Annotated in this window: 23 protein-coding genes and 1 pseudogene; 16 read left to right on the forward strand and 8 right to left on the reverse strand. The window is 70.3% G+C overall.

The genetic code is table 11. The features are described from left to right. Positions 1-4: 4 nt before the first annotated feature. Together NOO62_RS18760 and NOO62_RS18765 are read right to left on the reverse strand one after the other, a co-directional pair. Positions 5-1,297: a DUF2993 domain-containing protein gene (locus NOO62_RS18760; protein WP_268772047.1), complete on the reverse strand. Its 1,293-nt coding sequence runs from the start codon at positions 1,295-1,297 to the stop codon at positions 5-7. A gap of 138 nt (positions 1,298-1,435) precedes the next feature. Continuing rightward, positions 1,436-3,271 carry a bifunctional metallophosphatase/5'-nucleotidase gene (locus NOO62_RS18765; RefSeq protein ID WP_268772049.1) on the reverse strand — a complete coding sequence of 612 codons (1,836 nt, stop codon included), beginning with the start codon at positions 3,269-3,271 and terminating at the stop codon, positions 1,436-1,438. 458 nt (positions 3,272-3,729) lie between these two features. Here NOO62_RS18765 and mshD point away from each other — a divergent pair, with 458 nt between their 5' ends. The 11 genes from mshD (at position 3,730) to pstB (ending at position 15,708) form a co-directional block, all read left to right on the forward strand. Then, a complete protein-coding gene (gene mshD, locus NOO62_RS18770; protein WP_268772050.1) occupies positions 3,730-4,665 on the forward strand; it encodes a mycothiol synthase in 936 nt (311 codons plus the stop codon). A 111-nt stretch (positions 4,666-4,776) separates the two neighbouring features. After that, a complete protein-coding gene (locus NOO62_RS18775; RefSeq protein WP_268772052.1) occupies positions 4,777-5,235 on the forward strand; it encodes a GntR family transcriptional regulator in 459 nt (152 codons plus the stop codon). Then, on the forward strand, positions 5,232-6,146 hold the full coding sequence (locus NOO62_RS18780; protein WP_268772053.1) for an ABC transporter ATP-binding protein: 915 nt from the start codon (positions 5,232-5,234) through the stop codon (positions 6,144-6,146). The genes NOO62_RS18775 and NOO62_RS18780 overlap by 4 nt, the downstream gene beginning before the upstream one ends. Further along, complete coding sequence (locus NOO62_RS18785; protein WP_268772054.1) at positions 6,143-7,159, forward strand: hypothetical protein; 1,017 nt, start codon at positions 6,143-6,145, stop codon at positions 7,157-7,159. Before NOO62_RS18780 ends, NOO62_RS18785 begins: the two co-directional genes overlap by 4 nt. A gap of 114 nt (positions 7,160-7,273) precedes the next feature. Continuing rightward, positions 7,274-9,646 (forward strand): RNA degradosome polyphosphate kinase, encoded by a 2,373-nt coding sequence (locus tag NOO62_RS18790; RefSeq protein ID WP_414930853.1) that lies wholly within the window; start codon positions 7,274-7,276, stop codon positions 9,644-9,646. Further along, positions 9,627-10,733 (forward strand): CHAD domain-containing protein, encoded by a 1,107-nt coding sequence (locus NOO62_RS18795; RefSeq protein ID WP_414930854.1) that lies wholly within the window; start codon positions 9,627-9,629, stop codon positions 10,731-10,733. Before NOO62_RS18790 ends, NOO62_RS18795 begins: the two co-directional genes overlap by 20 nt. After that, a complete protein-coding gene (locus tag NOO62_RS18800; protein ID WP_268772057.1) occupies positions 10,730-11,188 on the forward strand; it encodes an NUDIX hydrolase in 459 nt (152 codons plus the stop codon). The genes NOO62_RS18795 and NOO62_RS18800 overlap by 4 nt, the downstream gene beginning before the upstream one ends. A gap of 357 nt (positions 11,189-11,545) precedes the next feature. Further along, on the forward strand, positions 11,546-12,670 hold the full coding sequence (gene pstS / locus NOO62_RS18805; RefSeq protein ID WP_268772058.1) for a phosphate ABC transporter substrate-binding protein PstS: 1,125 nt from the start codon (positions 11,546-11,548) through the stop codon (positions 12,668-12,670). A gap of 114 nt (positions 12,671-12,784) precedes the next feature. After that, on the forward strand, positions 12,785-13,807 hold the full coding sequence (pstC, locus tag NOO62_RS18810; RefSeq protein WP_268772059.1) for a phosphate ABC transporter permease subunit PstC: 1,023 nt from the start codon (positions 12,785-12,787) through the stop codon (positions 13,805-13,807). Then, on the forward strand, positions 13,804-14,877 hold the full coding sequence (pstA, locus tag NOO62_RS18815; RefSeq protein WP_268772060.1) for a phosphate ABC transporter permease PstA: 1,074 nt from the start codon (positions 13,804-13,806) through the stop codon (positions 14,875-14,877). The genes pstC and pstA overlap by 4 nt, the downstream gene beginning before the upstream one ends. Positions 14,878-14,931: 54 nt before the next feature. Beyond that, positions 14,932-15,708, forward strand: coding sequence for a phosphate ABC transporter ATP-binding protein PstB (pstB, locus tag NOO62_RS18820; RefSeq protein WP_150184869.1), 777 nt, complete (start codon positions 14,932-14,934; stop codon positions 15,706-15,708). A 126-nt stretch (positions 15,709-15,834) separates the two neighbouring features. Here pstB and NOO62_RS18825 read toward each other — a convergent pair whose 3' ends face one another. Next, the gene (locus NOO62_RS18825; RefSeq protein WP_268772061.1) at positions 15,835-16,833 is read right to left on the reverse strand and encodes an inorganic phosphate transporter; all 999 of its coding nucleotides are present in this window, start codon (positions 16,831-16,833) and stop codon (positions 15,835-15,837) included. A gap of 9 nt (positions 16,834-16,842) precedes the next feature. After that, positions 16,843-17,463 carry a DUF47 domain-containing protein gene (locus tag NOO62_RS18830; protein ID WP_268772062.1) on the reverse strand — a complete coding sequence of 207 codons (621 nt, stop codon included), beginning with the start codon at positions 17,461-17,463 and terminating at the stop codon, positions 16,843-16,845. A 324-nt stretch (positions 17,464-17,787) separates the two neighbouring features. Here NOO62_RS18830 and NOO62_RS18835 point away from each other — a divergent pair, with 324 nt between their 5' ends. Then, a complete protein-coding gene (locus tag NOO62_RS18835; protein WP_321170582.1) occupies positions 17,788-18,192 on the forward strand; it encodes a metal-sensitive transcriptional regulator in 405 nt (134 codons plus the stop codon). Positions 18,193-18,832: 640 nt separating this feature from the next. Here NOO62_RS18835 and NOO62_RS18840 read toward each other — a convergent pair. Together NOO62_RS18840 and NOO62_RS18845 are read right to left on the reverse strand one after the other, a co-directional pair. Beyond that, a complete protein-coding gene (locus NOO62_RS18840; protein WP_268772063.1) occupies positions 18,833-19,024 on the reverse strand; it encodes a hypothetical protein in 192 nt (63 codons plus the stop codon). Positions 19,025-19,114: 90 nt separating this feature from the next. Continuing rightward, positions 19,115-19,978: a hypothetical protein gene (locus NOO62_RS18845; RefSeq protein WP_268772064.1), complete on the reverse strand. Its 864-nt coding sequence runs from the start codon at positions 19,976-19,978 to the stop codon at positions 19,115-19,117. Positions 19,979-20,096: 118 nt separating this feature from the next. Between NOO62_RS18845 and NOO62_RS18850 the strand changes: the two genes are divergently transcribed. The 4 genes and pseudogenes from NOO62_RS18850 to NOO62_RS39300 form a co-directional block, all read left to right on the forward strand. After that, positions 20,097-20,297 (forward strand): hypothetical protein, encoded by a 201-nt coding sequence (locus NOO62_RS18850; RefSeq protein ID WP_268772065.1) that lies wholly within the window; start codon positions 20,097-20,099, stop codon positions 20,295-20,297. Between the two features lie 142 nt (positions 20,298-20,439). Beyond that, positions 20,440-22,020: an FAD-binding oxidoreductase gene (locus NOO62_RS18855; protein WP_268772066.1), complete on the forward strand. Its 1,581-nt coding sequence runs from the start codon at positions 20,440-20,442 to the stop codon at positions 22,018-22,020. A 138-nt stretch (positions 22,021-22,158) separates the two neighbouring features. Further along, positions 22,159-23,154: a hypothetical protein gene (locus tag NOO62_RS18860; protein WP_321170583.1), complete on the forward strand. Its 996-nt coding sequence runs from the start codon at positions 22,159-22,161 to the stop codon at positions 23,152-23,154. A gap of 173 nt (positions 23,155-23,327) precedes the next feature. Then, positions 23,328-23,762: pseudogene (locus NOO62_RS39300) on the forward strand (sortase domain-bontaining protein); the annotation flags it as partial. A gap of 103 nt (positions 23,763-23,865) precedes the next feature. Here NOO62_RS39300 and NOO62_RS18870 read toward each other — a convergent pair. Both NOO62_RS18870 and NOO62_RS18875 read right to left on the reverse strand, forming a co-directional pair. Then, positions 23,866-24,588 (reverse strand): phosphatase PAP2 family protein, encoded by a 723-nt coding sequence (locus tag NOO62_RS18870; RefSeq protein WP_268772067.1) that lies wholly within the window; start codon positions 24,586-24,588, stop codon positions 23,866-23,868. Positions 24,589-24,836: 248 nt separating this feature from the next. Beyond that, positions 24,837-25,847 (reverse strand): NlpC/P60 family protein, encoded by a 1,011-nt coding sequence (locus NOO62_RS18875; RefSeq protein WP_268775689.1) that lies wholly within the window; start codon positions 25,845-25,847, stop codon positions 24,837-24,839. Positions 25,848-25,915 lie beyond the last annotated feature (68 nt).

The raw sequence follows: 25,915 nt of genomic DNA on the forward strand, positions 1-25,915 counted from the left end.
GGCCCTACTTCCCGATGCCGATCCCCGAACCCGCGATCCGCACCCGGATGCCCTCCTTCTCCACGGTCACGTCGCGCAGCGCCACCGTCCCGGCCCCCGGCAGCTTCGGGAGTTGGAAGGCGAGGGTGAGGCGGTCGGCGAGTACGGGGCGGGTGAGTTGGGAGAGGCCGTTCAGGAGGGCGGGGTCGAGGCCGAGCTTCTTGAGGAGCTCGGGGTGGCCCATCGCCACGTCGATGAGGTTCAGGCCCATGACGTCGTTCACGAAGCGCGGGGAGCCCGTGAGTTCGTTGAGCTTGGCGTCGCTCTTCAGGGCCTCACGGACCACGTTCCGCGGTACGCCGAGCCGCTCGACGATCGCCGGGACGGAGAGCAGCGCCTTCGCCTTCGACGTCTCCTCGGCGACGCGGTCGGCGGACTTCTGCGACAGGTGCAGGCCCTCCTTCTCGCGCGTGCCGGGGCGATAGGTCGCCAGGTCGCCCAGTTGCGGGCTCATGCCGCCGATGTCGGTGGAGATGCCGCGGTCGCCGTTGCGCTGGATGCGGGCGTCGGCGCGGACCTTGAGGTCGTGTCCGGCGACGGGCAGCGTGCCGCGCGCGAGGACCTGGTCGTTGCCGTGGCCCGTGAACGTGACCTGGGAGGCGCCCAGTTCGCGGTTGAGGTCCTCGAAGGAGAGCAGCACCTCGCCGTTCATCGCGCCGATGCTCGCGCCCGTGATGGAGGTGGGGCCGTCACCGTTGATCGTGACGTTCGTGGCCGTCGCCGATACCTTCGCGAGCGAGATCCGGTCGGCCGCGACGTCGGGGACGGTGACCTTCACCTTGTCGACGCGCTTGTCGAAGACCTGCGTGAGGAAGGGGAACCCTTCGATGTCGACCTCGGGGGCCGCGCTCAGGTTCATCTGGTCCTTGAGCTTCTCCGCGGCCTCGTGCTCGGCGTAGAGCAGGGCCCAGCGGTCGCCGAGCGCGAGGAACGCCGTGGCGACGAGGACCGCGACCAGGGCCTTCGCGGCCAGCGGAAGGCCCGCGAAGCGGTTGCGGCGTCGGCTGCCGCGCCGGTGGTTGGGCGGCGTCCAGGGCTTCTCGGCCGCGGACCCGGCCGCTCCGCCGTCGCTCTTGTCCTCGCGGAGGAACTCCTCCAGCGGGTTCGGCGCGAGGGCGGCGAGCTCGTCGTACGGGTTGGTGTACGAGGAAGCGGGCAGCTCAGCGGTGTCGTCGCGGTGGTCGTCGTGCCGGTCGTCGTGCTGGTTCAGTGGGGCGTCGTCCGTCGGTCGCGTGGCTATGCGGTGGGGGGAACGCATCAAAGGATCTCACCATACGTTCACACCCCACCCCAAGCCTTACATCCGGTAACGCCCGGTTTCGGCGGCTTCTTTAACGCGCCGTTTTCATCACACGCCACCTGCGAGCCACCGAACGTACACTCCCCACTTCACGATCTACTTCACGATCGTGATGCGGTCCGCCTTAGGCGGCGCGATCGGCTTGTCCGCCGAGGAGTTGGCGGTCAGGTAGTCGCCGAACGCCTTCAGGTCGTCGCTGCCGACGACCGGCTTCGTCCCCTTGCCGAGCTCCGCGAAGCCGTCGCCGCCGCCCGCGAGGAAGGAGTTCATCGCGACGCGGTAGGTGGCCGCCGGGTCGATCGCCTTGCCGTTCAGCTTGATCGAGTCGGCGACGACGCGGTCCGCGCCGGTCTTGGTCATGTCCAGCGTGTACGTCAGGCCCTCCGACACCTGCAGAATCTTCGGCGAGGCCTCATTCGACCCGCTGACCTGCTGCTTCAGCCCGGTGACGAGCTGCGCGCCGGTCAGGTCGACCAGATTGACGGTGTTGCTGAACGGCTGCACGGTGAACGCCTCGCCGTACGTGACGACCCCGTCACCCTCGCCGCCGCTCGCCTTGAACACGATGTCGGAGCGGATGCCGCCCGGGTTCATCAGCGCCAGGTCGGCTTCCGGGTCGACGGACTTGGCGTGCGCGAGCTGCGCGTCGGAGATCAGGTCGCCGAGCGGGGACTCGGGGACGCCCGCACCACGTCCCGGGATGTCCCCGGCGACGTACCCGACGGCCTTGTTGGCGACGGGCGCGGCGAGCTTGTCCCAGCGCGAGATCAGCGAGGTCATGTCCGGTGCCTTGGCCTGCTCACGGCTGACGACGTGGTTCGCCGACTTCACACTGGTCCGGACGATGTCCTTGGTCCTGCGGTCGTACGTCAGCGTCGTGTCGGTGTAGAGCTTCCCGAAGGAGGACGCCGAGGTCACCATGCGCGGCTTGCCCGCGGGGTCGGGGATGGTGCAGACGTACGCGTTGTGGGTGTGCCCGGTGACGAGGGCGTCGACCTTGGGCGTGATGCCCTTGGCGATGGTGGTGATGGGGCCGGAGATCCCGTCGCCCGCGCCGGGCGAGTCGCAGTCGTAGTTGTACGTCTGGCTCTTCGGCACGCCGCCCTCGTGGATGAGCGTGACGATGGACTTCACGCCCTGCTTGTCGAGGATCTTCGCGTACTTGTTGACGGTCTCGATCTCGTCGTGGAACTTGAGCCCCTTGACCCCGTCGGCGGAGACGATGTCGGGGGTCCCTTCGAGCGTCACCCCGATGAAACCGACCTTGACGCCCTTGTGCTTCCACACCCAGTAGGGCTTGAGGACGGGCTTGCCGGTCTTCTCGTCGGTGACGTTGGCGGCGAGATACGGGTAATCCGCCCCCTCGAACTTCTTCCCCTTGCCGTTCTTCCCCTTCTCGAAGCAGCCGTCCTTGGGGTGACAGCCACCGTTCTGCATCCGGGCCAGCTCCTTGGCCCCCTCGTCGAACTCGTGGTTGCCCACGCTGGTGACGTCCAGGTCGAGCTTGTTCATCGCCTCGACGGTGGGCTCGTCGTGGAAGAGCCCGGACAGCAGCGGACTGGCACCGATGAGGTCGCCGGCGGCGGCGGTGACGGTGTAGGGGTGGCCCTTGCGGGCGGTACGCAGCGACGTGGCGAGGTACTCGGCGCCGCCCGCGTCGATCTTCTTCTCGCTCCCGTCGGCCTGCTTCTCCGTCACCTGGCCCGAGGACCCGGCGGGCGGCTGCAGGTTCCCGTGGAAGTCATTGAACGACAGGAGCTGCACGTCGACGGTGCGCGAGTGCTTCCCCTTGCTCCCGCCTCCCGACTGATCCTGCCCCGCGCTGGCGGGCAGGGACGCGGCCAGCGCCCCCACGGTGGCGAGCCCCGCCGCGACGGCGAGAACACGGGTGGCTCGACGCCTGGGCCGTCGATGCTTGGGTATGGCGGACACGTGTTCCCCCCGGGGGGTAGGAGTACGAAAGACGGAAACCGTCGGAAGCCTAAGGTCAACGCGCGTAGCGCAACAGAGGGTTGCCGGTTACAGCCTGATTGCCCTTGAGAGTCCGGAAGGTATTCCCCCCGTCCAACGCCGGGTCCTCGCTTCCGCCCGTCCGGCGCCGGGTTCTCGCTTCCGCCCGTCCGGCGCGGGGTCCTCGCTTTTCAGCCCGTCCGGCGCTTGAGGACGAGCGAGGCGAGCTTTCCAGCCCGTCCGGCGTTTGAGGACGAGCGAGGCGAGCTTTCCAGCCCGTCCGGCGTTTGAGGACGAGCGAAGCGAGCCTTTCAGCCCGTCCGGCGTTTGAGGACGAGCGCGCAGCGCGACAACCCACCCCCGGCGGGAAGCCGAACGACAAACAGCAACCAAAGAGCACCCCACCCCACAAGGCGCCCCGCCAGAATACGCTCGGGAGCATGACTCACGACCGCCCCGCCGACGCCCCCACCCCCCTCCGCCAGATCGACACCCTCGCCGAACTCACCTCCGCGCAGGCCGAAGCCGTGCTCGAGCTGCTCGCCGAGGCCGCCCGTACGGACGGGCAGCAGGCGGTGTCCGAGCAGGGTCGGCTCCAGCTGCGCGGCGGTGCCCGCGACGGCGTCCGGCACCTGCTGCTCACCGTCGACGACCAGCTCGTCGGATACGCGCAGCTGGAGGACACCGACCCCGTCGAGGCACCCGCCGCGGAGCTCGTCGTGCACCCCTCGCGCCGCGGGCACGGGCACGGCAGGGCGCTCGGCACCGCGCTGCTCGCCGAGTCGGGCCGCCGCCTGCGCGTGTGGGCGCACGGCGGGCACTCCGCGGCCCGCCACCTGGCCCAGGTGCTCGGCCTCGCCCTGTTCCGCGAACTGCGCCAGATGCGGCGCCCCTTGGCGGACCTGTCCCTGCCGGATCCGGCGCTGCCCGAGGGCGTTTCGGTACGTACCTTCGTACCCGGACAGGATGACGCGGCGTGGCTCGCGGTGAACGCGGAGGCCTTCGCGCACCACCCGGAGCAGGGCGCTCTCACGCAGCGGGACCTGGACGACCGCAAGGCGGAGTCGTGGTTCGACCCGGCGGGCTTCTTCCTCGCCGTGCGGGAGAGCGACGGCGAGCTGGTCGGCTTCCACTGGACGAAGGTGCACGCCGAGGAGCGCCTGGGAGAGGTGTACGTCGTGGGCGTACGGCCGGGAGCGCAGGGCGGTGGCCTCGGCAAGGCGCTGACCACGACGGGCCTGCGCCACCTCGCGCGGGCGGGCCTGCCGACGGCGATGCTGTACGTGGACGCGGACAACAAGGCGGCCGTGAGCGTCTACGAGCGGCTTGGCTTCGTCACGCACGAGACGGACCTGATGTACCGCACGGAGTCGTAGGACCCGCTCCCCCACCGCACCTCCGCACCCCGAGGGGCGGCGTCCCTTGACGCCGCCCCTCTTTTGCACCACCCTTTCACTACTCAATTAGTGAAAGGGTGGTGCAAGGCAGTGGTCGAGTACCGCATCGACCGGCGCAGCGGCGTCGCCACCTACCTCCAGATCGTCCAGCAGACCCGCCAGGCCCTCCGCCTCGGCCTCCTGGAACCCGGCGACAAGCTCCCGACGGCCCGCGAGGTCGTCGAGGCCACGGCCATCAACCCGAACACCGTGCTGAAGGCCTACCGCGAGCTGGAGCGCGAAGGCCTGGTCGAGGCCCGGCGTGGGCTCGGCACGTTCGTCCGCAGGACGCTCGGCGCCGCACCGGCCGACTCGCCGCTCCGGGGGGAGCTCGCCGAATGGGCCGCGCGGGCCCGGCAGTCGGGGCTGGAGAGGGACGACGTGGCGGCGCTGTTCACGGCCGTACTGGAAGAGCAGTTCGGCGAACCGCGAGCCCAGGACCAGCCGGACCAGCAACAACACCAACCGCAGGACCAACGACAGCAGGCACCCCAGGGGGACCCCGCATGACCGACACCGCCATAGAGGCGACCGCACTGACCAAACGCTTCGGGCGGGGCCGATACGCCCTGCGGGACTGCACGTTTCGCCTGCCCGCAGGCCGCGTCTGCGCGGTCGTCGGCCCGAACGGCGCGGGCAAGTCGACCCTGCTCACCCTCGCGGCGGGCCTCGACCGCCCCACCGAGGGCACGATCAGCGTCCTCGGCACGGGCCCCGCGAAGGCCCGGGAGCGCATCGCGTACGTCGCCCAGGACAAGCCGCTCCACCCGCAGCTGACCATCGCCGAAGCCCTGCGGCTCGGCGCCGAACTCAACGCCCACATATGGGATATGGAGGCCGCCGAACGCGTCGTGAGTGGCGGCGGCCTCGACCGCACCGCCCGTATCCGTACGCTCTCCGGCGGCCAGCGCACCCGCGTCGCGCTCGCCCTCGCCCTCGGCAAGCGCGCCGAACTCCTGCTCCTGGATGAGCCGATGGCCGACCTCGACCCGCTCGCCAGGCACCAGCTCATGGGCACGCTGATGGCGGAGGCCGCCGAGCACGGCACGACCGTGGTCATGTCGTCCCACATAGTGAGCGAACTCGCGGAGGCCTGCGACTACTTGCTCCTCGTGTCCGACGGAGGCATCCGGCTCGCGGGCGGCATCGACGACCTCATCGGCGCGCACCGCCTGGTCACGGGCCGCGGCCCGGCCGACCGACTCCACCCGCACACCGTCGTCGAGTCCCGCGCCGCGGGGCGCGGCCTGACGGCACTGATCCGCACCGAGGGCCCGGTCGCCGACGGCTGGGACGTGGAAGAGCCTTCCCTGGAGGAACTGTTGCTGGCCCACCTGCGCGCACCGGAAGCGCCACCGCTCCTCTCCCCCGGCAGCACGCCCCGGGAGCGCGGTGCGCGGGATCTGGGGGTGTCCGCGTGACCGCGACGACGACCGGGCCCGCCGCGCGGCAGGCCCGCCGCGCCGCCTTCGCCCTCCCGGGCCCCTACCGCGCGGTGCTGCGCCAGCACCGCACGGCCCTGTGGGTCCTGTTCGGCCTGTTCGTGCTCGGCACCGCCGCACTGGCCGCCGCGCGGCTGTGGGTAGGCCACGCCGCCGATGTCTTCACGGCGACGGACTGCGTCATCAGGAAGACCACGCCGGACTGCGGCGGCTCTGTCCGCGGCTACCTCGACGCCGAGCTCCAGTTCGGCAGGAACCTCGACTACGCGGGCATGGCCATGCTCGGCCTGCCCTGCCTGATCGGGGCGTTCGTCGCGGGCCCCATCGTCGCGAGGGACCTGGAGTCGGGCACGTACAAATGGGCGTGGACGCAGTCGGTCACCCCGGCCCGCTGGCTCGCCGCCCGGCTCGCCGTGGTCGCCGCGCTCGTGGTGAGCGGAGTGGTGCTGTTCACCGCGGTCCAGCGCTGGGCGTGGTCCACCGGCCCCGAGCTCGAATACGTCCGGGCACTCTGGTACGAGCGGGCCATGTACGGCTCCCTGGGCACGGTCGGCATCGGGTACGCCCTGCTCGGCCTCGCCGTCGGCGCCCTCACCGGTCTCCTGGTGCGCCGCGTGCTCCCCGCGATGGCGGCCGCCACGGCCGTCACCTTGGGCGTGGTCGTCCTGCTGCCGCTGGCCCGCCCCCACCTGTGGGCCACCGAGACGACGACCTGGGCCCGCACGTATTCCGGGGCCACCACGCCCGACTTCGGCTTCCTGCTGGAACACGGCATGCTCACCGCCGACGGGAAACGGCTCCCGGAGTCGCTGTGCTGGGGCCCGGACCCGGAGGCGTGCTTGACCGAGCACCAAGTCACCGGCTGGTACTCCGACTTCCACCCCTCGTCGCACTTCTGGCCCCTCCAGCTCGTGGAGACCGGCATCCTGCTGGTCCTGGCCGCCGTCGTCACCTACGCCGCATTCCGCCTCCTCCGCCACCGCGTGGCCTGAACCCCACGATCGGCCGAAGGCACCCCGCTGTAGACGCCCCGGAGCCTTCGGCCGATGTCCCGCACGTCATGTCGCCGTAACCACTCATTCAGACAGCCTTGCGACGCTCGCTCAATGCAGCCCGCCGCGCCCGACCCGTCCCGGGAGAACGGGAGCTCTTCCCAGGCAAACGGGAAGCTCCGCCTCACTCCCGCGCTCTCCGACGCGCCCATCGTCGTGCCCGCGCGGAACAATGGGTCCATGAGCCAGCAGAACACGCAAGGACACGTGCAGCACGCCCAGCCTTCCGTGGGTTCCATCGCCGCGCACCGGCCCGCCACCATCGCCGCCACCGTCTCCGACCTCGACCCCGACATCGACGCCGACCTCGACGCGTACGACGAGGACGCCGCGGTCGGTCACGACGGCGCCGAGCTGCCCCAGGGGCGGTTCCTGGACCGGGAGCGCAGCTGGCTCGCTTTCAACGAGCGGGTGCTCGAACTCGCCGAGGACCCGGACACGCCCCTCCTCGAACGGGCGAACTTCCTGGCGATCTTCGCCTCGAACCTGGACGAGTTCTTCATGGTCCGGGTGGCGGGCCTGAAGCGCCGCATCGCTACCGGGGTCGCCACCCGCTCGGCCTCCGGTCTGCAGCCCCGCGAGGTCCTCGACCTCATCTGGAACCGCTCCCGCGAGCTCATGGCCCGGCACGCCGCCTGCTATCAGGACGACGTCGCGCCCGGCCTCGCCGACGAGGGCATCCACCTGGTGCGCTGGCAGGAGCTGACCGAGAAGGAGCAGTCCCGGCTCTTCACGCTCTTCCGGCAGCAGATCTTCCCCGTCCTGACCCCGCTGGCCGTCGATCCCGCGCACCCCTTCCCGTACATCTCGGGGCTCTCGCTCAACCTCGCCGTGGTCGTGCGCAACCCGGTCTCCGGACATCAGCACTTCGCACGGGTGAAGGTTCCTCCGCTGCTCTCGCGGTTCCTTGAGGCCTCCCCGCAGCGGTACGTCCCCATCGAGGACGTCATCGCCGCGCCCGCGCATCTCCAGGAGCTCTTCCCGGGCATGGAGATCCAGGAGCACCACATGTTCCGGCTCACCAGGAACGAGGACCTGGAGGTCGAGGAGGACGACGCCGAGAACCTGCTCCAGGCTCTGGAGAAGGAGCTCATGCGGCGCCGCTTCGGGCCGCCGGTGCGACTGGAGGTAGAGGAGTCGATCGCGCCGAACATCCTCAGCCTGCTGGTGCGCGAGCTGAAGATCAGCGAGGCGGAGGTCTACCCGCTGCCGGGACCGCTCGACCTGACCGGTCTCTTCAGCATCGCCAAGCTGGACCGGCCCGAGCTGAAGTACCCCAAGTTCGTGGCCGGCACCCACCGCGACCTCGCCGAGGTCGAGTCGGCGTCCGCCCCCGACATCTTCGCCGCTCTTCGCGAACGCGACGTACTCCTGCACCACCCGTACGACTCGTTCTCCACCTCCGTGCAGGCGTTCCTGGAGCAGGCCGCGTCCGACCCGGACGTCCTCGCCATCAAGCAGACGCTGTACCGGACGTCGGGCGACTCCCCCATAGTCGACGCGCTCATCGACGCCGCCGAGTCCGGCAAGCAGGTCCTCGTCCTCGTCGAGATCAAGGCCCGCTTCGACGAGCAGGCCAACATCAAGTGGGCGCGGAAGCTGGAGGAGTCGGGCTGCCATGTGGTGTACGGCCTCGTCGGTCTGAAGACGCACTGCAAGCTGTCCCTCGTCGTGCGCCAGGAGGGCGAGTCCCTCGTCCGCTACTCGCACGTGGGCACCGGCAACTACCACCCCAAGACCGCCCGCCTCTACGAGGACCTGGGGCTGCTCACCTCCAACGCGGAGGTCGGCGCGGACCTCTCCGACCTCTTCAACCGGCTCTCCGGCTACTCCCGCAGGGAGACCTACCGCCGACTGCTCGTGGCACCCAAGTCCCTGCGCGACGGCCTCGTCTCCCGCATCAACAAGGAGATACAGCACCACAGGGCGGGCCGCCCCGCCTACGTCCGCGTCAAGGTCAACTCGATGGTCGACGAGGCCGTCATCGACGCGCTGTACCGTGCGTCGCAGGCGGGCGTCGAGGTGGACGTGTGGGTACGCGGCATCTGCGCGGTCCGCCCCGGCGTGGAGGGCCTCTCGGAGAACATCCGGGTACGTTCCGTCCTCGGCCGCTTCCTCGAACACTCCCGGGTCTTCGCCTTCGGCAACGGCGGCGAACCGGAGGTGTGGATCGGCAGCGCCGACATGATGCACCGCAATCTCGACCGCCGTATCGAGGCGCTGGTCAGGGTCCAGGACCCGGCGCACCGGGCGGCCCTCAGCCGGCTCCTGGAGACCGGCATGTCGGACACCACGGCCTCCTGGCACCTGGGCGCGGACGGCAACTGGACCCGCCACTCGGCGGACCCGGACGGCCAGCCCCTGCGCAACGTGCAGGAGATGCTCATAGACGCCCGGAGGCGCCGGCGTGGCACAGCAACACCATGAGATGACGAGTACGGGAGCGGGCACGGGCACCGCGGGCGAGGCCCTCACGGCCTATCTGCAGGACCAGGCCACGGAGTTCCTCCGCTCGCTGCGGCTGCACCGCGAGTCCAGCACGGACGCGCAGGGCGCGGAGGAGTCCCTGGAGGCCGCCCGTTCCCTGCGCCGTGCGGCCCGCCGCATCGGCGGCACCCTGCACACGTTCCGGCCGCTCCTGGACGCGGAGTGGGCGTCGTCGCTCAGCCCCGAACTGGCGTGGCTCTCCGGCACGCTGGCCCAGGAGCACGCGTACGCCATCCGCCTGGACCGGCTCCTGGAGGCGCTGCACCGGCTGTCGGGCCCGTCACCGGTGCCTGCCCCGGCCGGGGACCCGCGGCCCGCCCTCGCCGCCTCGGGCGCGGCAGGCCGTACGGCACGGCAGAACGGCTGGGCGCAGCCCCCGGTGCCGAGCGCCGCCGACAGTGGTACCCCGCGCGGCCTCGCCGTCGGCGCCGCCAAGGCCGCCGCCCTCCTGGAGCGGCAGCTCACGCTCGCCAGGACCCGCGCCCACTCCACCGCCCTCCAGGCGTTCGGCTCGTCCCGCTTCCACGCGGTGGCGGACCACGTGGCCGTCCTGGCCAGCGAGGTGCCCCTGAGCGGGGCGACGGAAAGCCTCGTCCCGCTCGCGGACCAGGCGGAGGCGACGCTCGCCGAGGCCGTCGCCGCCCTGCCCCTCGGCCAGGCGGGCCACCCCTACAACGCGGGTGCCCTCTCCCACGGCCTCGCGCCGACGGACACCGCCCCGGACGCCCAGGACGCGCCCTGGCTGAAGGTCCGCTCACTGCTGCGCCTGTCCCGGTACGCGCAGGAGGTCCTCGTCGGCCACGACAGGACCGACTCCCGCATCGCGGACGCGAGTCACGCCCTGAACGTCCACCGCGAGGCGGCTTCCGCGGCAGCGGCGGCGGCCCGCGCGGCGCGGACCCCCCGTATCGCGCCCGCCACGGCGTACGCGCTGGGGGTGCTCCACGCCGACCAGCGGCACGAGGTCGAGGCGGCCCGGTTCGTGTTCCAGCGGTCGTGGCTGCGCGAGGAGGCGAGGGTCAGGTGACGTACGGGAAGGAAGAGCCGTTCGGCGAGGAGACCACGGTCCTCGCGGCCGGCTGCGTCCTGTGGCGCCCGGACCGCGCCGGGCAGGGCGGCATCGAACTCGCCCTGGTGCACCGCCCCAAGTGGTCGGACTGGTCCCACCCGAAGGGCAAGCTCAAGCGCGGGGAGACGGCGCGGGACGCGGCGCTGCGCGAAGTCCTCGAGGAGACCGGGATGACGTGCGCGCTCGGCGCCGAACTCCCCACCGCCCATTACCGGGACGCGCAGGACCGCCCCAAGCAGGTCCGCTACTGGGCCGCCGAGGCGCTCTCCGGCACCTTCGCCCCCAACTCCGAGGTCTCGCACCTGCGGTGGCTGCCGCCCGACGCGGCCCGCCGCCTGCTGACGCGCGAGCGGGACGCCGAGCTCGTCACCGACCTGCTGGCGTCCCTGGCCGCGCCCCGGGGCAGGGCCTGACCGAGCGGGCTAGGCAGCCGTACGCCGCCGCGTGCGGCACTCCTTGCAGTACTCGCGGCCGACCCACACCGCGGTGGTGGCGACGGCGAGCCAGACGGTGACGCCTGCGAGGAACGGGTAGATCATGCGCCGATCGTATCCGGCGCTACGGCACGACCAGCTTTCATGACTGACTGTAGTTGAGCCGCTACGTTTTGTGGCGAAAGCCTAACCGGGCCGACCGCCGAGGTTCACCCGCCGTTCACTCATGCCCATCGGCCGCTTCACCTGCCCTGCCTAATTTCGGCCTTACAACACGACGCAAGTCATCGCACGCCGCCAGCAAAGGGTCGGCGGCTCCCGGAAGGAAGACCCGAAGTGAAGCTTCAGCGCAAGAACCGGCTCCGCGCCCTCTCCCTCGGCGCCATCGCCGTCTCCGGCGCCCTGGCCCTCACGGCGTGCGGCTCCGACGACACCAGCTCGGGCGACGGCGGCAAGGAGACCAACGCCAACGCCAACATCAAGTGCGACGACGCCGAGGGCCAGCTGGCCGCCTCCGGCTCGTCCGCGCAGAAGAACGCGATCGACGCCTGGCGGAAGGTCTACACGACCAACTGCAAGGACGTGCAGCTGAACTACAACCCGACGGGTTCGGGCGCCGGCATCACCGCGTTCCTCCAGGGCCAGACCGCGTTCGCCGGTTCGGACTCGGCGCTGAAGCCCGACGAGGTCGAGAAGTCGAAGAAGGTCTGCACGGGCAGCCAGGCCATCGACCTGCCCATGGTGGGCGGCCCGATCGCCATCGGCTACAACGTCCCCGGCGTCGACAGCCTGACCCTGGACGCCAAGACCCTGGGCGACATCTTCAACAACAAGATCAAGTCCTGGGACGACAAGGCGATCGAGAAGCTCAACCCCGACGCCGAGCTCCCCAGCACCAAGATCCAGCCCTTCCACCGCTCCGACGAGTCCGGCACCACGGACAACTTCACCAAGTACCTGAAGGGCGCCGCCCCCAGCGCCTGGCCCTACGAGCCGGGCAAGTCGTGGGAGCCCAAGGGCGGCCAGTCCGCGAACGGCTCCGCCGGTGTCGCGGGCCAGGTCAAGCAGACCGCGGGCGCCATCTCGTACTTCGAGCTCTCGTACGCCGGTGAGGGCGTCAAGACCGTCGACCTGAAGACCGACGCCAAGGAGCCGGTGAAGGCCACCGTCGACAACGCCTCCAAGGCCATCTCCGAGGCCAAGGTCGTCGGCAAGGGCAAGGACCTCGCCCTGGAGCTGAACTACAAGCCGACCGCCGAGGGCGCGTACCCGATCACCCTCGTGACGTACGAGGTCGTCTGCGAGAAGGGCAACAAGAAGGACAGCCTCGCCGCCACCAAGTCCTTCCTGACCTACATCGCGAGCGAGGACGGCCAGAAGGTCCTCAAGGACAACGACTACGCGCCGATCCCGGCCGAGATCATCACCAAGGTCCGCTCCACCGTCGCGGGCCTGAGCTAGCTGAACCGAGTGCGGCCGGCCCCGCGGTACCCGGGCCGGCCGCACCGTCCGGTGCACCGCCGCCACGGAGCGCCTGCGACACCCGCACGGCGCCTCCGCAGACCGGAGAACCCCATGGACATACCAAGCAATACGACCGCTCCTCCCCCCGTCGACGACGTCAAGCCGACGGCCCCGGTGAGCAAGGCAGCCGCACGCGGCGCCACCCGCCCCGGCGACAAGATCTTCCTCGGCCTCTCCCGGGGCTCCGGGATCGTGCTCCTCGTCATCATGGCGGCCATCGCCGCGTTTCTGACGTACCGCACGACCGTCGCCCTCGCCGACAACACGGGTAACTTCCTCACCACCTTCGAGTGGGACCCGGCCGGCATCAGTACCGACGGCAAGCCGTACTTCGGCATCGCGGTCCTGGTCTTCGGCACCGTCGTCAGCTCGATCATCGCCCTCGCGATCGCGGTCCCCGTCGCCATCGGCATCGCGCTCTTCATCTCGCACTACGCGCCGCGCAAGCTGGCGGGCCCCATCGCCTACGTGATCGACCTGCTGGCCGCCGTGCCCTCGATCGTGTACGGCCTGTGGGGCGCCCTCGTGGTCGCCCCCAACCTCACCGGCTTCTACGGCTGGCTGGACGACTACCTCGGCTGGACCGGCGTCTTCTCGTACAACGGCGAGGCCCCGCGCTCCCTGATGACCGTCGGCATCCTCCTCGCGATCATGATCCTGCCGATCATCACGAACGTCAGCCGCGAGGTCTTCCTCCAGGCCCCGAAGATGATCGAGGAGGCCGCGCTGGCCCTCGGCGCCACGCGCTGGGAGGTCATCCGCATGTCGGTGCTCCCCTTCGGCCGCTCCGGCATCATCTCCGCCTCGATGCTGGGCCTCGGCCGCGCGCTCGGCGAGACGATCGCCGTCGCCACCGTCCTCTCGCCGAACTTCCTCATCAATACCTCCGTGCTCGACTACGGCGGCGGCACCTTCGCACAGAACATCGCCAGCAAGTTCAACGAGGCCAGTGAGTACGGCCAGGACGCGCTCATCGCCTCCGGCCTGGTGCTCTTCATCATCACGCTGCTGGTCAACGGCGCGGCCCGCCTGATCATCGCGCGCCGCAAGGAGTACTCGGGGGCCAACGCATGAGCACCACGACACCCACCCCGACCGGCCCGCTCGTCAAGCGCCCGGCCACCCTCAAGGCCGCGACGCTGCCCCGCTGGACGCCGCTGGCCATGGCCGCGGGCTCGGCCGCCGTCGCGGTCGGCATCGGCGCCGGGGCCGGCCTGGACAGCCGCATCCAGTGGGGCCTCATAGCCGCCCTCCTGTACATCGTCGGGTCGTACGCCCTCGCGGTGACCGTCGAAGGCGCCCGCCAGGCCAAGGACCGCCTCGCCACCTCGCTGGTGTGGGTCATGTTCCTGCTCGCCGTGGTCCCGCTGGCCTCGCTGATCTACGAGACCGTGCAGCGCGGCATCAAGGTCTTCGACGTCTACTTCCTCACCCACTCCATGGGCGTCGTCGCCGACGAAGAGACCGGCGGCGGCATCTACCACGCGATCATCGGCACCCTGGAGCAGGTGCTCCTGGCCTCCGTGATCGCCGTGCCGATCGGCCTGCTCACCGCGGTCTACCTCGTCGAGTACGGGCGCGGGAAGCTCGCCAAGACCGTCACGTTCTTCGTGGACGTCATGACCGGCATCCCCTCGATCGTCGCGGGCCTGTTCGTCCTCAGCTTCTGGATCCTCATCCTCGAGTTCGACTACTCGGGCTGGGCCGGCGCCATGGCGCTCGCCATCCTGATGATGCCGGTGATCGTGCGCTCCACCGAGGAGATGCTCAAGCTCGTACCGAACGAGCTGCGCGAGGCGTCGCTCGCCCTCGGCGTGCCGAAGTGGCGGACCATCCTCAAGGTCGTGCTGCCCACCGCGATCGGCGGCATCACCACGGGCGTCATGCTCGCGGTGGCCCGCATCGCCGGTGAGACCGCGCCGGTCCTGCTCCTGGTCTGGGTGAACCCCCTGATCAACTCGAACCCCTTCGACGGGGCGCAGGGCTCGCTGCCGCTGTACATCTACCAGCAGTACGCGGCCGGCACGCAGGCGTCGTACGACCGGGCCTGGGCCGCGGCGCTCGCCCTCATCGGCTTCATCATGATCCTCAACATGGCGGCCCGCGGCGTAGCGCGCTGGAAGGCCCCCAAGACGGGCCGCTGAGGCGGCCACATCAGCGACCCTCAGCACGCTCCACTTTTCGAAAGCAGTGATCCCATGGCCAAGCGAATCGACGTATCGGGCCTGACCGCCTTCTACGGCTCCCACAAGGCGATCGACGACATCTCCATGACCGTGGAGCCCCGCTCGGTGACGGCCTTCATCGGCCCGTCGGGCTGCGGCAAGTCCACGTTCCTGCGCACGCTGAACCGCATGCACGAGGTCACGCCGGGCGGCCGCGTCGAGGGCAAGGTGCTCCTGGACGACGAGGACCTCTACGGCAGCGGCGTGGACCCGGTGGCCGTGCGCCGCACGATCGGCATGGTCTTCCAGCGCCCGAACCCGTTCCCCACGATGTCGATCTTCGACAACGTCGCGGCGGGCCTGAAGCTCAACGGCTCGTACAAGAAGTCCGAGCTGGGCGACATCGTCGAGAAGTCCCTCAAGGGCGCGAACCTCTGGAACGAGGTCAAGGACCGCCTCAACAAGCCCGGCTCCGGCCTCTCCGGCGGCCAGCAGCAGCGTCTGTGCATCGCGCGGGCGATCGCGGTCGAGCCCGACGTCCTCCTCATGGACGAGCCCTGCTCGGCCCTCGACCCGATCTCGACCCTCGCGATCGAGGACCTGATCGGCGAGCTGAAGGAGCGCTTCACGATCGTCATCGTGACGCACAACATGCAGCAGGCGGCCCGCGTCTCGGACCGCACCGCGTTCTTCAACCTGGCCGCCGTCGGCCAGCCCGGCAAGCTCGTCGAGATCGACGACACGGAGCGGATCTTCTCCAACCCGTCGGTCCAGGCCACCGAGGACTACATCTCGGGCCGCTTCGGCTGAGCCGACCACGAGACTCCCCGCGGTGCTGCATGGCGGTGCCACCGCAGGGACACCAAGAAGGGCCCGCCCCTGGCTCCCGGGGGCGGGCCCTTCCATGTACTGGCAGGTGTGTATTCCGAGCGTGCGCTACAAGAACGCGAGATCCACGACCCAGAAACTCAACGCGGCGACGATCGCTGCGGCCGGCATCGTGATGAACCAGCCCAGGATGATGTTCTTGGCGACACCCCACCGCACCGCGTTGACCCGCTTCGTCGCGCCCACGCCCATGATCGCGGAGGTGATGACGTGCGTCGTCGAGATCGGCGCGTGGAACATGAACGCCGTGGTGAACATGATGCCCGCGCCGGTCGTCTCGGCGGCGAAGCCCTGCGGCGGGTCCAGCTCGATGATCTTGCGCCCGAGGGTCCGCATGATGCGCCAGCCGCCCGCGTACGTACCGGCCGAGAGCATCAGCGCACAGGCGATCTTGACCCAGATCGGAATGGGTGCGTCCGCGCTCTGCACGTCGGAGATGACGAGGGCCATCACCACGATGCCCATCGTCTTCTGCGCGTCCTGCAGACCGTGACCGAGGGCCATACCGGCCGCCGACACCGTCTGCGCGATACGGAAGCCGCGCTTGGCCTTGTGCGGGTTGGACTTCCGGAACATCCACATGATCGCGCACATCACCAGATAACCGGCGACGAGGCCGATCACCGGCGACAGGAACATCGGGATGACGATCTTGTCGACGACACCGGACCAGATGACCCCGATGCCGCCCGCGAGCGCCGCGCCGACCATGCCGCCGAAGAGCGCGTGCGACGAGGACGAGGGCAGACCGAAGTACCAGGTGATCAGGTTCCACACGATGGCGCCGATGAGCGCCGCGAAGAGGATCCACATCCCCTTGTCGCCGTGCGGGGTCTCGATGATCCCCTCACTCACGGTCTTGGCGACCCCGCTGCCCATGAAGGCACCGGCGAGGTTCATCACCGCGGCCATGGCGAGCGCCGCGCGAGGCGTCAGCGCGCGTGTGGAGACGGAGGTGGCGATGGCGTTCGCGGAGTCGTGAAAGCCGTTCGTATACGTGAATCCGAGCGCGACGCCGATCGTCACGATCAAAGCAAAGGTGTCCATGGCGAGGCCTCAGGACTCCTTGACCGCGATGGTCTCCACAGTGTTCGCCACGTGCTCGAAGGCGTCGGCGGCCTCTTCCAGCACGTCCACGATCTGCTTGAGCTTCAGCACCTCCATGGCGTCGTACTTGCCATTGAAGAGCTGGGCGAGGAGCTTGCGGTGGATCTGGTCGGCCTGGTTCTCCAGACGGTTGACCTCGATCCAGTACTCGGTGAGGTTGGCCATCGTCCGCAGATTGGGCATGGCCTCCGCGGTGAGCTCGGCGGCCCGCGCGAGCACCTCGATCTGCTGCTCGACGCCCTTGGGGAGTTCCTCGACCTGGTAGAGGACGACCAGGTCGACGGCCTCCTCCATGAAGTCCATGATGTCGTCGAGGGACGACGCGAGGTTGTAGATGTCCTCGCGGTCGAACGGCGTGATGAACGAGGAGTTCAGCTGGTGGAAGATCGCATGCGTCGCGTCGTCTCCCGCGTGTTCCGCGGCCCGCATACGCTCTGCGATCTCGGCCCGTGCGGAAGAGTCCGCTCCGAGCAGTTCCATCAGGAGCTTCGAGCCCGTGACGATGTTGTCCGCGGATGCGGCGAACATGTCGTAGAAGCTCGTCTCCCTGGGGGTCAGACGAAAGCGCACGTGGGGTCCTCGGGGTGCTTTGGATGCGGTCAGGCTGATGCTAGGCGCATCATCCGGCCACGGCTAACCGGCCGCCCCCCAGTGTCGCCCATCAGGCACAGTGATCAGCACACCCCCCGTGGAATCGGCTACGATATACCCGTGGGGGGTATGCGAGAAGTCCCAGGAGTCCCGGAATCAGTCCCGGAATCACCGGACCGCCGCGCTCACACCCGACGGTGTACCCCTGCTCCACTACCCGAAGTCCACGAAGTTCGGAAATCTCGGGAAGCCCAGAACGTTCGGGAAGCCCAGAACGTTCAGGAAGTCCAGAAGGAGGACGCCATGACGACCACCGAGGCGGCTGACGCGGCCGGCGCGGCCGTACCGACCCCGGGGGCGCCCGAAGCGCCCTCCGACCAGGCGCAGGGCCAGGCCCAGGCCCTTGCCCAGTCCCAGGCCCATGAGGTGCACGGCTACCACAAGCAGAAGGACGAACACCTCAAGCGCCTGCGCCGCATCGAGGGCCAGATCCGCGGCCTGCAGCGCATGGTCGAGGAGGACGTCTACTGCATCGACATACTCACGCAGGTCTCGGCGAGCACGAAGGCGCTCCAGTCCTTCGCCCTCCAACTCCTGGAGGAACACCTGCGCCACTGCGTGGCCGACGCGGCGGTGAAGGGCGGCACGGAGATCGACGCGAAGGTCGAAGAGGCGACCAAGGCGATCGCCCGCATGCTCCGCACGTAACGCTCCCGCGAGGGGGACGGTTCCCCGTCGACCACCGCCGCCCCTCACCCTCCGGCAAGGCCCCCCGCCACACCCCGCGCCCACGCGCTGCCGTGAACCGAGCGGTATCCGACGCAGCCGGGGCGGCAACGCCCCCGGCACCCCATCCGCACCGCGTGCCCGCTTCGCGGGCTGCTCCCCACCCGCCCGCCCCTCGGCCCGGGGCGACGGATGGGTGGGAGACAGCTCTCACTTCCAGCACCGGCCAGCGCACGCCACTCCCCGGCGCCACGTGCGGATGCCACATCCTCCATCCCCCGGCACCGGTGCGGGCGGCACACCCCACGCTCCCCAGGCACCGCGCGCGGGCGCCACACCCCGCACTCCCCAGGCGCGGCGTGCCCGCACCGCGTGCCCGCGCTGCGGGCTTCTCTCCCCCACCCCCGCCCATCGGTGCGGGGTAAACGGGTGGGTGGGAGGGTCGCATCGCCGCGAAGCGGCGGTCAGTCAGCCCCACCCGCGGAGAGGGGCGCCACACCACCTCGCCCACCAAGCCCCCGCGCAGGTCGTCCACCCATCGGTGCGGGGTGAACGGGTGGGTGGGAGGGTCGCATCGCCGCGAAGCGGCGGTCAGTCAGCCCCCCCCCCGGCAAGGGGAGCGCTACCCCCGGGCCTCGCCGGGTTCCCCCCGCTCACGCCAGTCGGCAACCTGCAACACCTCGTCGATCCGGTCAAAGCTCAACCGCTCGGCCGCCGCACTCGCCGCAATGATGAGTTCCCCGCACAGTTCGATCTCGGCGAGGGCGACGTGGTCCTGAACCGCCGTACCGCCACGCGTCGGAGCCACGTTCATCACCTCTTCCTGATGCCGACTTCCTAGGGTAGGGAGCGGCCTACGCACCGCGCATGGCACGGACGGACCATTTCCACCAGCCGTACGCGACTACGGACCCGCAATCTTCCCGGCATAGATGTCCTTCTCGGCCGGAAGTCGCACCTTCGCCGGCACCCCGAAGGCATAGAGCAACGTGGTCGACGCCACGTTCGCGTCGGCCACGGCGAACCGCTGCCGAAGCTTCCGCACCCGCCCCTCGTCGTCGAGGTAGACGTCGAAGGGCACGCTCCCCTTGCTGAACCCTTTCGCCGCCGCGACCCCCAGCGCACCGCGCTGACCTGCGGAAGCCGCTCGGGCCGCGGCACGCAGATCGATGACGCCGCGATAGTGCCGTACGTCCACCCCACCGACCCGCTCCTCTCCCACGAACCCCACCTTCCGCGCCCCGCGCAACAGCTCCGCCGCCGCGAGGGGATCCGTGGCGCCGCCGGTGACGAGGTTGCCGTCGGACAGTGAACGTGTCTCGATCCGCACCCACTTGTCGGCGGGCACCCCGGCACCCCGGTTCTTCATGTACAGCGCGCCCGCGGCCATCAGCTCGGTGATGGGCCGGTGCTCGTCCTTGCCCGCCGGGTCCTGCGGCAGCACCACCTGGAACTGTCCGAGCTGTCGCTCGAAGTCGTAGACGCCCGTGCCGCGGATGGTCACGCGCGTACCGCCGCTCGCCATCTCCATGGAGGTCGACGCCTTCGAACTCCCCGCGCGGACGACGGCGTCGGCGGACCGGCGTACGACATCGGCCGGGTCACCCGCACCACTGCCGTCGGCGGCGGCACCGAGGGGCGAGCACCCGGAGGTGACGGCCATCAGTCCGAACGCGACGGTCACGGCGGCCGCGGCAACCACGCCGCCCGCACCGCTCACACCGTCCGCGCCGTCCGCACCGCCCACGTGCCTCTGCCGGTGCACCATCGCCTGTCTACCCCCAAGCGTTCTCCGCGCCTGCGACTTCCCCCGTCGTTCCCCTAACGACCGGTACGTTGACCCGTCACGCGGGCGGCCGTTCACCCGGGGTCGCTACGGTGACCGTGTGGCCGATCAGCAACTCCCCTCAGCCCACCCCACGACAGACCACCCCACGACAGACCACCCCACGACAGACCACCGCACGACGACGGTCGAGAAGGGCCGCTTCACCGCGGCCCACTGCACCTGCGGATGGCGCGGCCCGGCCCGGCGGGCCCGCAGCAAGGCGCGTACGGACGCGACGGACCACGAAGCGTCCGCCTGAAACCCGCGAAGTCCCGAACCCTGCGAAGTCCCGAACCCTGCGAAGTCCTGAACCCTGCGGAGTTCTGAACCCTGCGCCTCCCCGCGAAGGAACCCCCGCGCCTCCCACACCGTCTCGTCCTCGGGAAGCAACGGGAGGCGTCATGGAACGACGTACATTCATCGGCACAACGGCGGCCACACTGGCCGCCGCCACCGTCGCGGGCTGCACCAGCGGCACCCCGGGCGGCACCAGCACGAGGACGGGCACCGGCACCACCGCATCCGGTACCGGCGGCACCCCCATCAGAACCTCGAGTGCCGCCTCCTCCTCCCCGGCCACGCTCAAGGCCCTCGCCCGTGACCTGGACGGCACCCTCGTCCAGCCGGGGCAGGCCAAGTGGGCGGCGGCCCGGCAGCTGTACAACACGCGGTACGACGACCTGAAGCCCACCGCCGTGGCCTACGTCGCACACCCGGACGACATCCGCACCGCCCTCGCTTACGCCCGCGCCCACCGCACCAAGGTCGCGATCCGCAACGGCGGTCATTCCTACGCGGGTTGGTCGTCCGGCAACGGCCGGCTGATCATCGACGTGTCGAAGCTGAGCAAGATACGCGCGAGCGGCAGCACCGCCACCATCGGCGGCGGCGCCAAGCTCATCGACGTCTACCGCTCGCTCGCGGCGAAGGGCGTCACCATCCCCGCGGGCTCGTGCCCGACCGTCGGCATATCCGGTCTCACCCTCGGCGGCGGCCACGGCGTGGTCTCCCGGGCGTACGGCCTGACCTGCGACAGCCTCACCTCCGCCACGCTCGTCACGGCGGACGGCAAGCAGCTCACCGCCTCCAAGTCCGAGCACAAGGACCTGTTCTGGGCGCTGCGCGGCGCGGGCAACGGCAACTTCGGCGTCGTCACCGAACTCACCTACCGTACGCACGCCGCACCCCAGGGCGTCTCCGCCTACATGACCTGGCCCTGGTCGAAGGCGGCCGCGGTCATCAAGGCGTGGCAGGAGTGGGGCCCGGACCAGCCGGACGAGATCTGGTCGTCCGCGCACCTGGCGAACACACCGGGCGGCACCCCGACCGTGTCCGTCGCCTGCTTCTCCCTCGGGACGTACGGCGAGTTGCAGAACGCAGTCGACCGCCTCGCCGACAAGATCGGCGCACCGGCGCGCAGCGTCTCCCTGAAGCGGCGTACGTACGAGGAGTCGATGGAGGTGTACGCGGGCTGTTCGTCCTTCGCCGCCGACGCCCAGTGCCACCTCCCCGGCGCGACGCCGGGCCGCACCCCGACGGGGGCCCTCAAGCGCGAGACGTACGCGGCGAGTTCGGACTTCTTCGACCGTTCGCTCTCGGCGGCTGGCATCCGCACGCTGCTGTCGCAGATCGAGAACGTGACCGGCGCGAGCGGCGGCAGCATCGCGCTCACGGCGCTCGGCGGCGCGATCAACCGCGTCGACCCGACGGCGACGGCGTTCGTGCACCGGCGCTCGCGGATGCTGGCGCAGTACATCGCGTCGTGGCGCGCGGGCACGTCGGGCTCGGGCGCCCGGGCGTGGCTGAAAAAGGCGCACGGGGCGATGGGGCGTCACGCGTCCGGAGCCGCGTACCAGAACTACACCGACTCGACGCTGACGAACTGGCGCGAGGCGTACTACGGGGCGGCGGCGCCGCGCCTGAAGAAGCTCAAGAAGCAGTACGACCCCACGCGGTTCTTCGACTTCCCGCAGGCGCTCTGAAAGCCCCTTTTGGGCACTGGCACCCCGCACGTACGGGCACCTGCCCCGTCACCCGCCCGGCGGGTACCGCCACCCGTTCGGCCCCGCCCGACACGCCCCCAGGTGGCCCACCCCGCTGGACACGGGTGGCCTGGGGGCATGACCCCACCCCGCAGCACGCGCATACCCACCGGCTCCCCCCGCGCGGCCGCCGTCACGGCGATGGCGGCCGCGGTGGCCGTCCTCGCCCTGGCGGGCCCGGCCATCGCCCTGGACAAGCCCGGCGAGCCCGGACAGCTGACCCTCATCGACACCCCGAAGGGCAAGGCGCTCGCCGACAAGGACGGCAACCCGCTCTACACGCGCGACGCCGACAAAGCCGACACCCCCGACTGCACCGGGGCGTGCGCCACCGACTGGCCGGCCGCGATCGGCTACCCCACCAAGGCCGACGACGTCACGGGCCAGACCGCCCAGACCGGCGACGACGCGCAGAACGCCGACAAACCGCAGGTCATCTACGAGACCCGCCCCCTCTACTACTTCAAGGACGACGAGAAGGGGAAGGACCCCAAGGGCCAGGACGTCAAGGGCTGGAGCCTCCTCGGCGCGGACGGCAAGGGGCTGGGCGCGGGCCCGGGAACGGACTCCGACGCCGACTCCGATGCCGATGCCGATGCGACCGACAAGTCGGCGTCCCCCAAGGCGTCGTCCACCTTCGCCGAGAAGTCCGCGTCCCCGAAGGCCTCCACAAGCCAGGCCCCCTCCACGGGCACCTCTCCCGGCACCTCTACGGACGCCGCATCCCAGCTCCCCGCGAGCCCGAACAGCACATCCGCCACCAAGTCCCCGGGCGCGGACGCGGAGATGGACACGGACACGGACACGGACACGAGCGTCGGCGCCCTCAAGGCCACCCCCTCCGGCGCGGCCCGCGGCGGCGCGACCCACGCCACGGCCGAGGCCGCGCACCCCGACGCGGGCCCCCTGACGTTCGTCTCCGCGGCGGTGACCGGTGCGGCGGCAGGCCTGGGCGTCTGGCTGCTGCGCCGCCGCAAGGCACACGACACGGCCCCCAGCACGGACGCCGTCCCCGGCCCCAACAGCGGCACGGGCACGGGCTCAGGCACAGCCTCCGGCCCGGATCACCTCTGAACCCCCTGAACCCTCGGTGCCCCCTGAAACCCCGGTGCCCCCTGAACCCCCTCAACCGCCCCCTGCGCCGCGCAGCCGCCCCCCTGCTGCTCGCAGCGGCCACCCTCCTCGCCACCGCACCCCCGCTGGGTGACGGGCCGCCACCCTCCCGAACCTCGGAGGGCCGTATCCGGATCCCCGCGATCGGCGTGGACGCGGATGTCCTGCCGGTCGGCCTCGACCGGCAGGGCGCGCTGGAGGTGCCGTCGTTCCGGGACGCGCTGAAGGTGGGCCGGTACGCGCTGGGCCCCCGGCCCGGGGCCCTGGGTCCCGCGATCCTCGTGGGGCACCGCGACGCACCCACGGGAAGGGGAGGACGGGGCGGCCGGGGCTACCGGGACGCCGTCTTCGCCCGCCTGGACCGGCTGCGCCCCGGCGACCGCATCGAGACGACGACGGCGGCAGGGCGACGTACGACGTTCAATGTCACGGCGGTCGACACGTACCGCACGGCGGAGTTCCCCACCGCCACGGTCTACGCACCCGCGGTCGGCTCCCAGCTGCGCCTGCTCACCTGCGGCGGCCGCATCGGCAGGGACGGCCACTGGGACTCGAACGTGGTGGTGAGCGCGGCACGCGTGGCGAAGCCGACGCCCGGGAGGACCCGGACCTCACCGCGGCCCTCTACGCCGCCCCCTGCTCCGCTTCCTACTCCGTCCCCTAAGCCTTCCGCTACGCCGCGAGGTCCCTCTCGTCCGGATCGGCCGACGCCGCACCCGTCGCCCGCGTCGTCGCCGTCCCGCTCAGCGGCGCCGCGACAGGACCGACTTTCCGGTCCCACACCAGCCACCCCACCCGCCCGGAGCGGCCGACCATCTTGGTGAGCGGCGTGAGCATCGCCATGGCGAGCGGCGAGAGGAGCAGGGCGACGGCGGTGCCGAGCGCGAAGCCGCCGACGACGTCCGTCGGGTAGTGCACGCCCATGAAGACGCGGCAGAAGCCCTCGACGGCGGCGAGGGCCAGGCCGACGAGGCCGAACTTCCGGTTGGCGACGAAGAGTCCGGCGCCGATGGCCATGGCGAGCGTGGCGTGGTCGCTGACGAACGAGTAGTCGTTCTTGCCGTCCACGAGGAGTTCGATGCCGCGGTGGACGCGGAACGGTCGTGGCCGTTCCACGAAGCCGCGGATGGGAATGTTGACGAGGACGGCGATGCCCGCGGCGAGCGGTGCCCAGACGACGGCGGCGACCGAGGAGGCGGCGTCGTCGAGGGTGCCGCGCTTGCGCTGGCCCCACCAGCACCACACGACCAGGAGGACGAGGGCGAGCAACAGCCCGTACTCCCCTACGAACGTCATGGCGCTGTCGAACCAGGACGGGGTGTCCTTGGCCAGGCCATTGATGTCGTAGAGCAGGCCGACGTCGGGGTTCGACCCGGATTCATCGAGTCCAGCCATGGCGCTGCGGCCCCTTGTCTCCTAGCCCATGGGCGCACCGTTCTGTGCGCCCCGTCCATCAACCCCCGTGGTCGGTCCAGACAAGGGAACGCCCTGTCCCCCGTCCTACGTTCCACCCTCCACCGAAAGATCACTGAGACGTTACCGAAGAGAGATACATCGCTGCAGCTCAGAGAAGTTTTCTAACGGAGAGTTCAAGCCACATCACACCTCGCGTACCCCGTGCACCCCGTGTGTAACGGGGCCTCTCAGACCTCCGTCGGCTTGGCGGGCACGGCCTTGGCCCCGTCCTCGGTGACCCGGGTCGCGCCAAAGTAATCAGGTGTGTCGATGCGGTCGAAGCGGATCACGGCGCCGGTGCGCGGAGCATTGATCATGTAGCCCCCGCCCACGTAGATGCCGACGTGCCGGATGGCGCGGGAATTGGTCAGGTCGTCCGAGAAGAAGACGAGGTCGCCGGGGAGGAGTTCCTCCCTCTTGGGGTGCGGTCCCGCGTTGTACTGGTCGTTGGCGACGCGTGGCAGCGTGATGTCGACGGAGCGGTACGCGGCGAGGGTGAGCCCGGAGCAGTCGAAGCGGCCACCCTGTTCCGGGGTGCCGTTGCCGCCCCACAGGTAGAGGGTGCCGAGCTTCTTCTGGGCGTAGTAGATGGCGCCGGCCGCCTGCCTCGAAGGTTCCACACGGCCGACGGGCCGGGCGAAGCTCTTCGAGAGGTCGGTGATGGTCTTCACGTAGTTCTGCGTCTCGCTGTAGGGCGGCACGCCGCCGTACTTGATGACGGCGTACGCCCCCGCGTTGTACGCGGCGAGCATGTTCTTCGTGGGGTTTCCCGGCGCGTCCTTCACGTATCCGGCGAGCTTGCAGTCGTACGACGCGGCGGACGGGATGGCGTCCTCCGGATCCCATACGTCCCGGTCGCCGTCGCCGTCACCGTCCAGGCCGTGGGACGCCCACGTCCCCGGGATGAACTGCGCTATCCCCTGCGCCTTGGCCGGGCTCTTGGCGCGCGGATTGAACCCGCTCTCCTGGTAGAGCTGGGCGGCGAGCAGCGCGGGGTTGATGGCTTTGCAGAGGTTGCCCCACTTCTGCACGAGGGGCTGATAGGTGGCGGGCACGGCCCCCTTGGCCAGCCCCACGGACCCACCGCCGACCCCGTTGGCCATGCTCCCCGCGGCCATGTACGTCCCGACGACGAGCAGCGCGATGAAGCTGAGGGCCCCGCCGATCCCGACGGAAGCGACCAGCCACGCCTTACGCACCGTCAACCACCCCTCACCCGCCGGTAGTCCGCCGGCGCCAAGTGTACGGCGATCGCCTCACGAATTGG

The sequence above is a fragment of the Streptomyces sp. Je 1-369 genome (assembly GCF_026810505.1).
GTDB lineage: Bacteria > Actinomycetota > Actinomycetes > Streptomycetales > Streptomycetaceae > Streptomyces.

What these genes read in the sequence shown, in the direction of transcription:
- NOO62_RS18760 (WP_268772047.1), bottom strand. Translation starts at nt 1,297, where the DNA reads ATGCGTTCCCCCCACCGCATAGCCACGCGACCGACGGACGACGCCCCA.
- mshD (WP_268772050.1), top strand. Translation starts at nt 3,730, where the DNA reads ATGACTCACGACCGCCCCGCCGACGCCCCCACCCCCCTCCGCCAGATC.
- NOO62_RS18780 (WP_268772053.1), top strand. Translation starts at nt 5,232, where the DNA reads ATGACCGACACCGCCATAGAGGCGACCGCACTGACCAAACGCTTCGGG.
- NOO62_RS18790 (WP_414930853.1), top strand. Translation starts at nt 7,274, where the DNA reads ATGCAGCCCGCCGCGCCCGACCCGTCCCGGGAGAACGGGAGCTCTTCC.
- pstC (WP_268772059.1), top strand. Translation starts at nt 12,785, where the DNA reads ATGGACATACCAAGCAATACGACCGCTCCTCCCCCCGTCGACGACGTC.
- pstA (WP_268772060.1), top strand. Translation starts at nt 13,804, where the DNA reads ATGAGCACCACGACACCCACCCCGACCGGCCCGCTCGTCAAGCGCCCG.
- pstB (WP_150184869.1), top strand. Translation starts at nt 14,932, where the DNA reads ATGGCCAAGCGAATCGACGTATCGGGCCTGACCGCCTTCTACGGCTCC.
- NOO62_RS18825 (WP_268772061.1), bottom strand. Translation starts at nt 16,833, where the DNA reads ATGGACACCTTTGCTTTGATCGTGACGATCGGCGTCGCGCTCGGATTC.
- NOO62_RS18835 (WP_321170582.1), top strand. Translation starts at nt 17,788, where the DNA reads ATGACGACCACCGAGGCGGCTGACGCGGCCGGCGCGGCCGTACCGACC.
- NOO62_RS18840 (WP_268772063.1), bottom strand. Translation starts at nt 19,024, where the DNA reads ATGAACGTGGCTCCGACGCGTGGCGGTACGGCGGTTCAGGACCACGTC.
- NOO62_RS18845 (WP_268772064.1), bottom strand. Translation starts at nt 19,978, where the DNA reads ATGGTGCACCGGCAGAGGCACGTGGGCGGTGCGGACGGCGCGGACGGT.
- NOO62_RS18855 (WP_268772066.1), top strand. Translation starts at nt 20,440, where the DNA reads ATGGAACGACGTACATTCATCGGCACAACGGCGGCCACACTGGCCGCC.
- NOO62_RS18860 (WP_321170583.1), top strand. Translation starts at nt 22,159, where the DNA reads ATGACCCCACCCCGCAGCACGCGCATACCCACCGGCTCCCCCCGCGCG.
- NOO62_RS18870 (WP_268772067.1), bottom strand. Translation starts at nt 24,588, where the DNA reads ATGGCTGGACTCGATGAATCCGGGTCGAACCCCGACGTCGGCCTGCTC.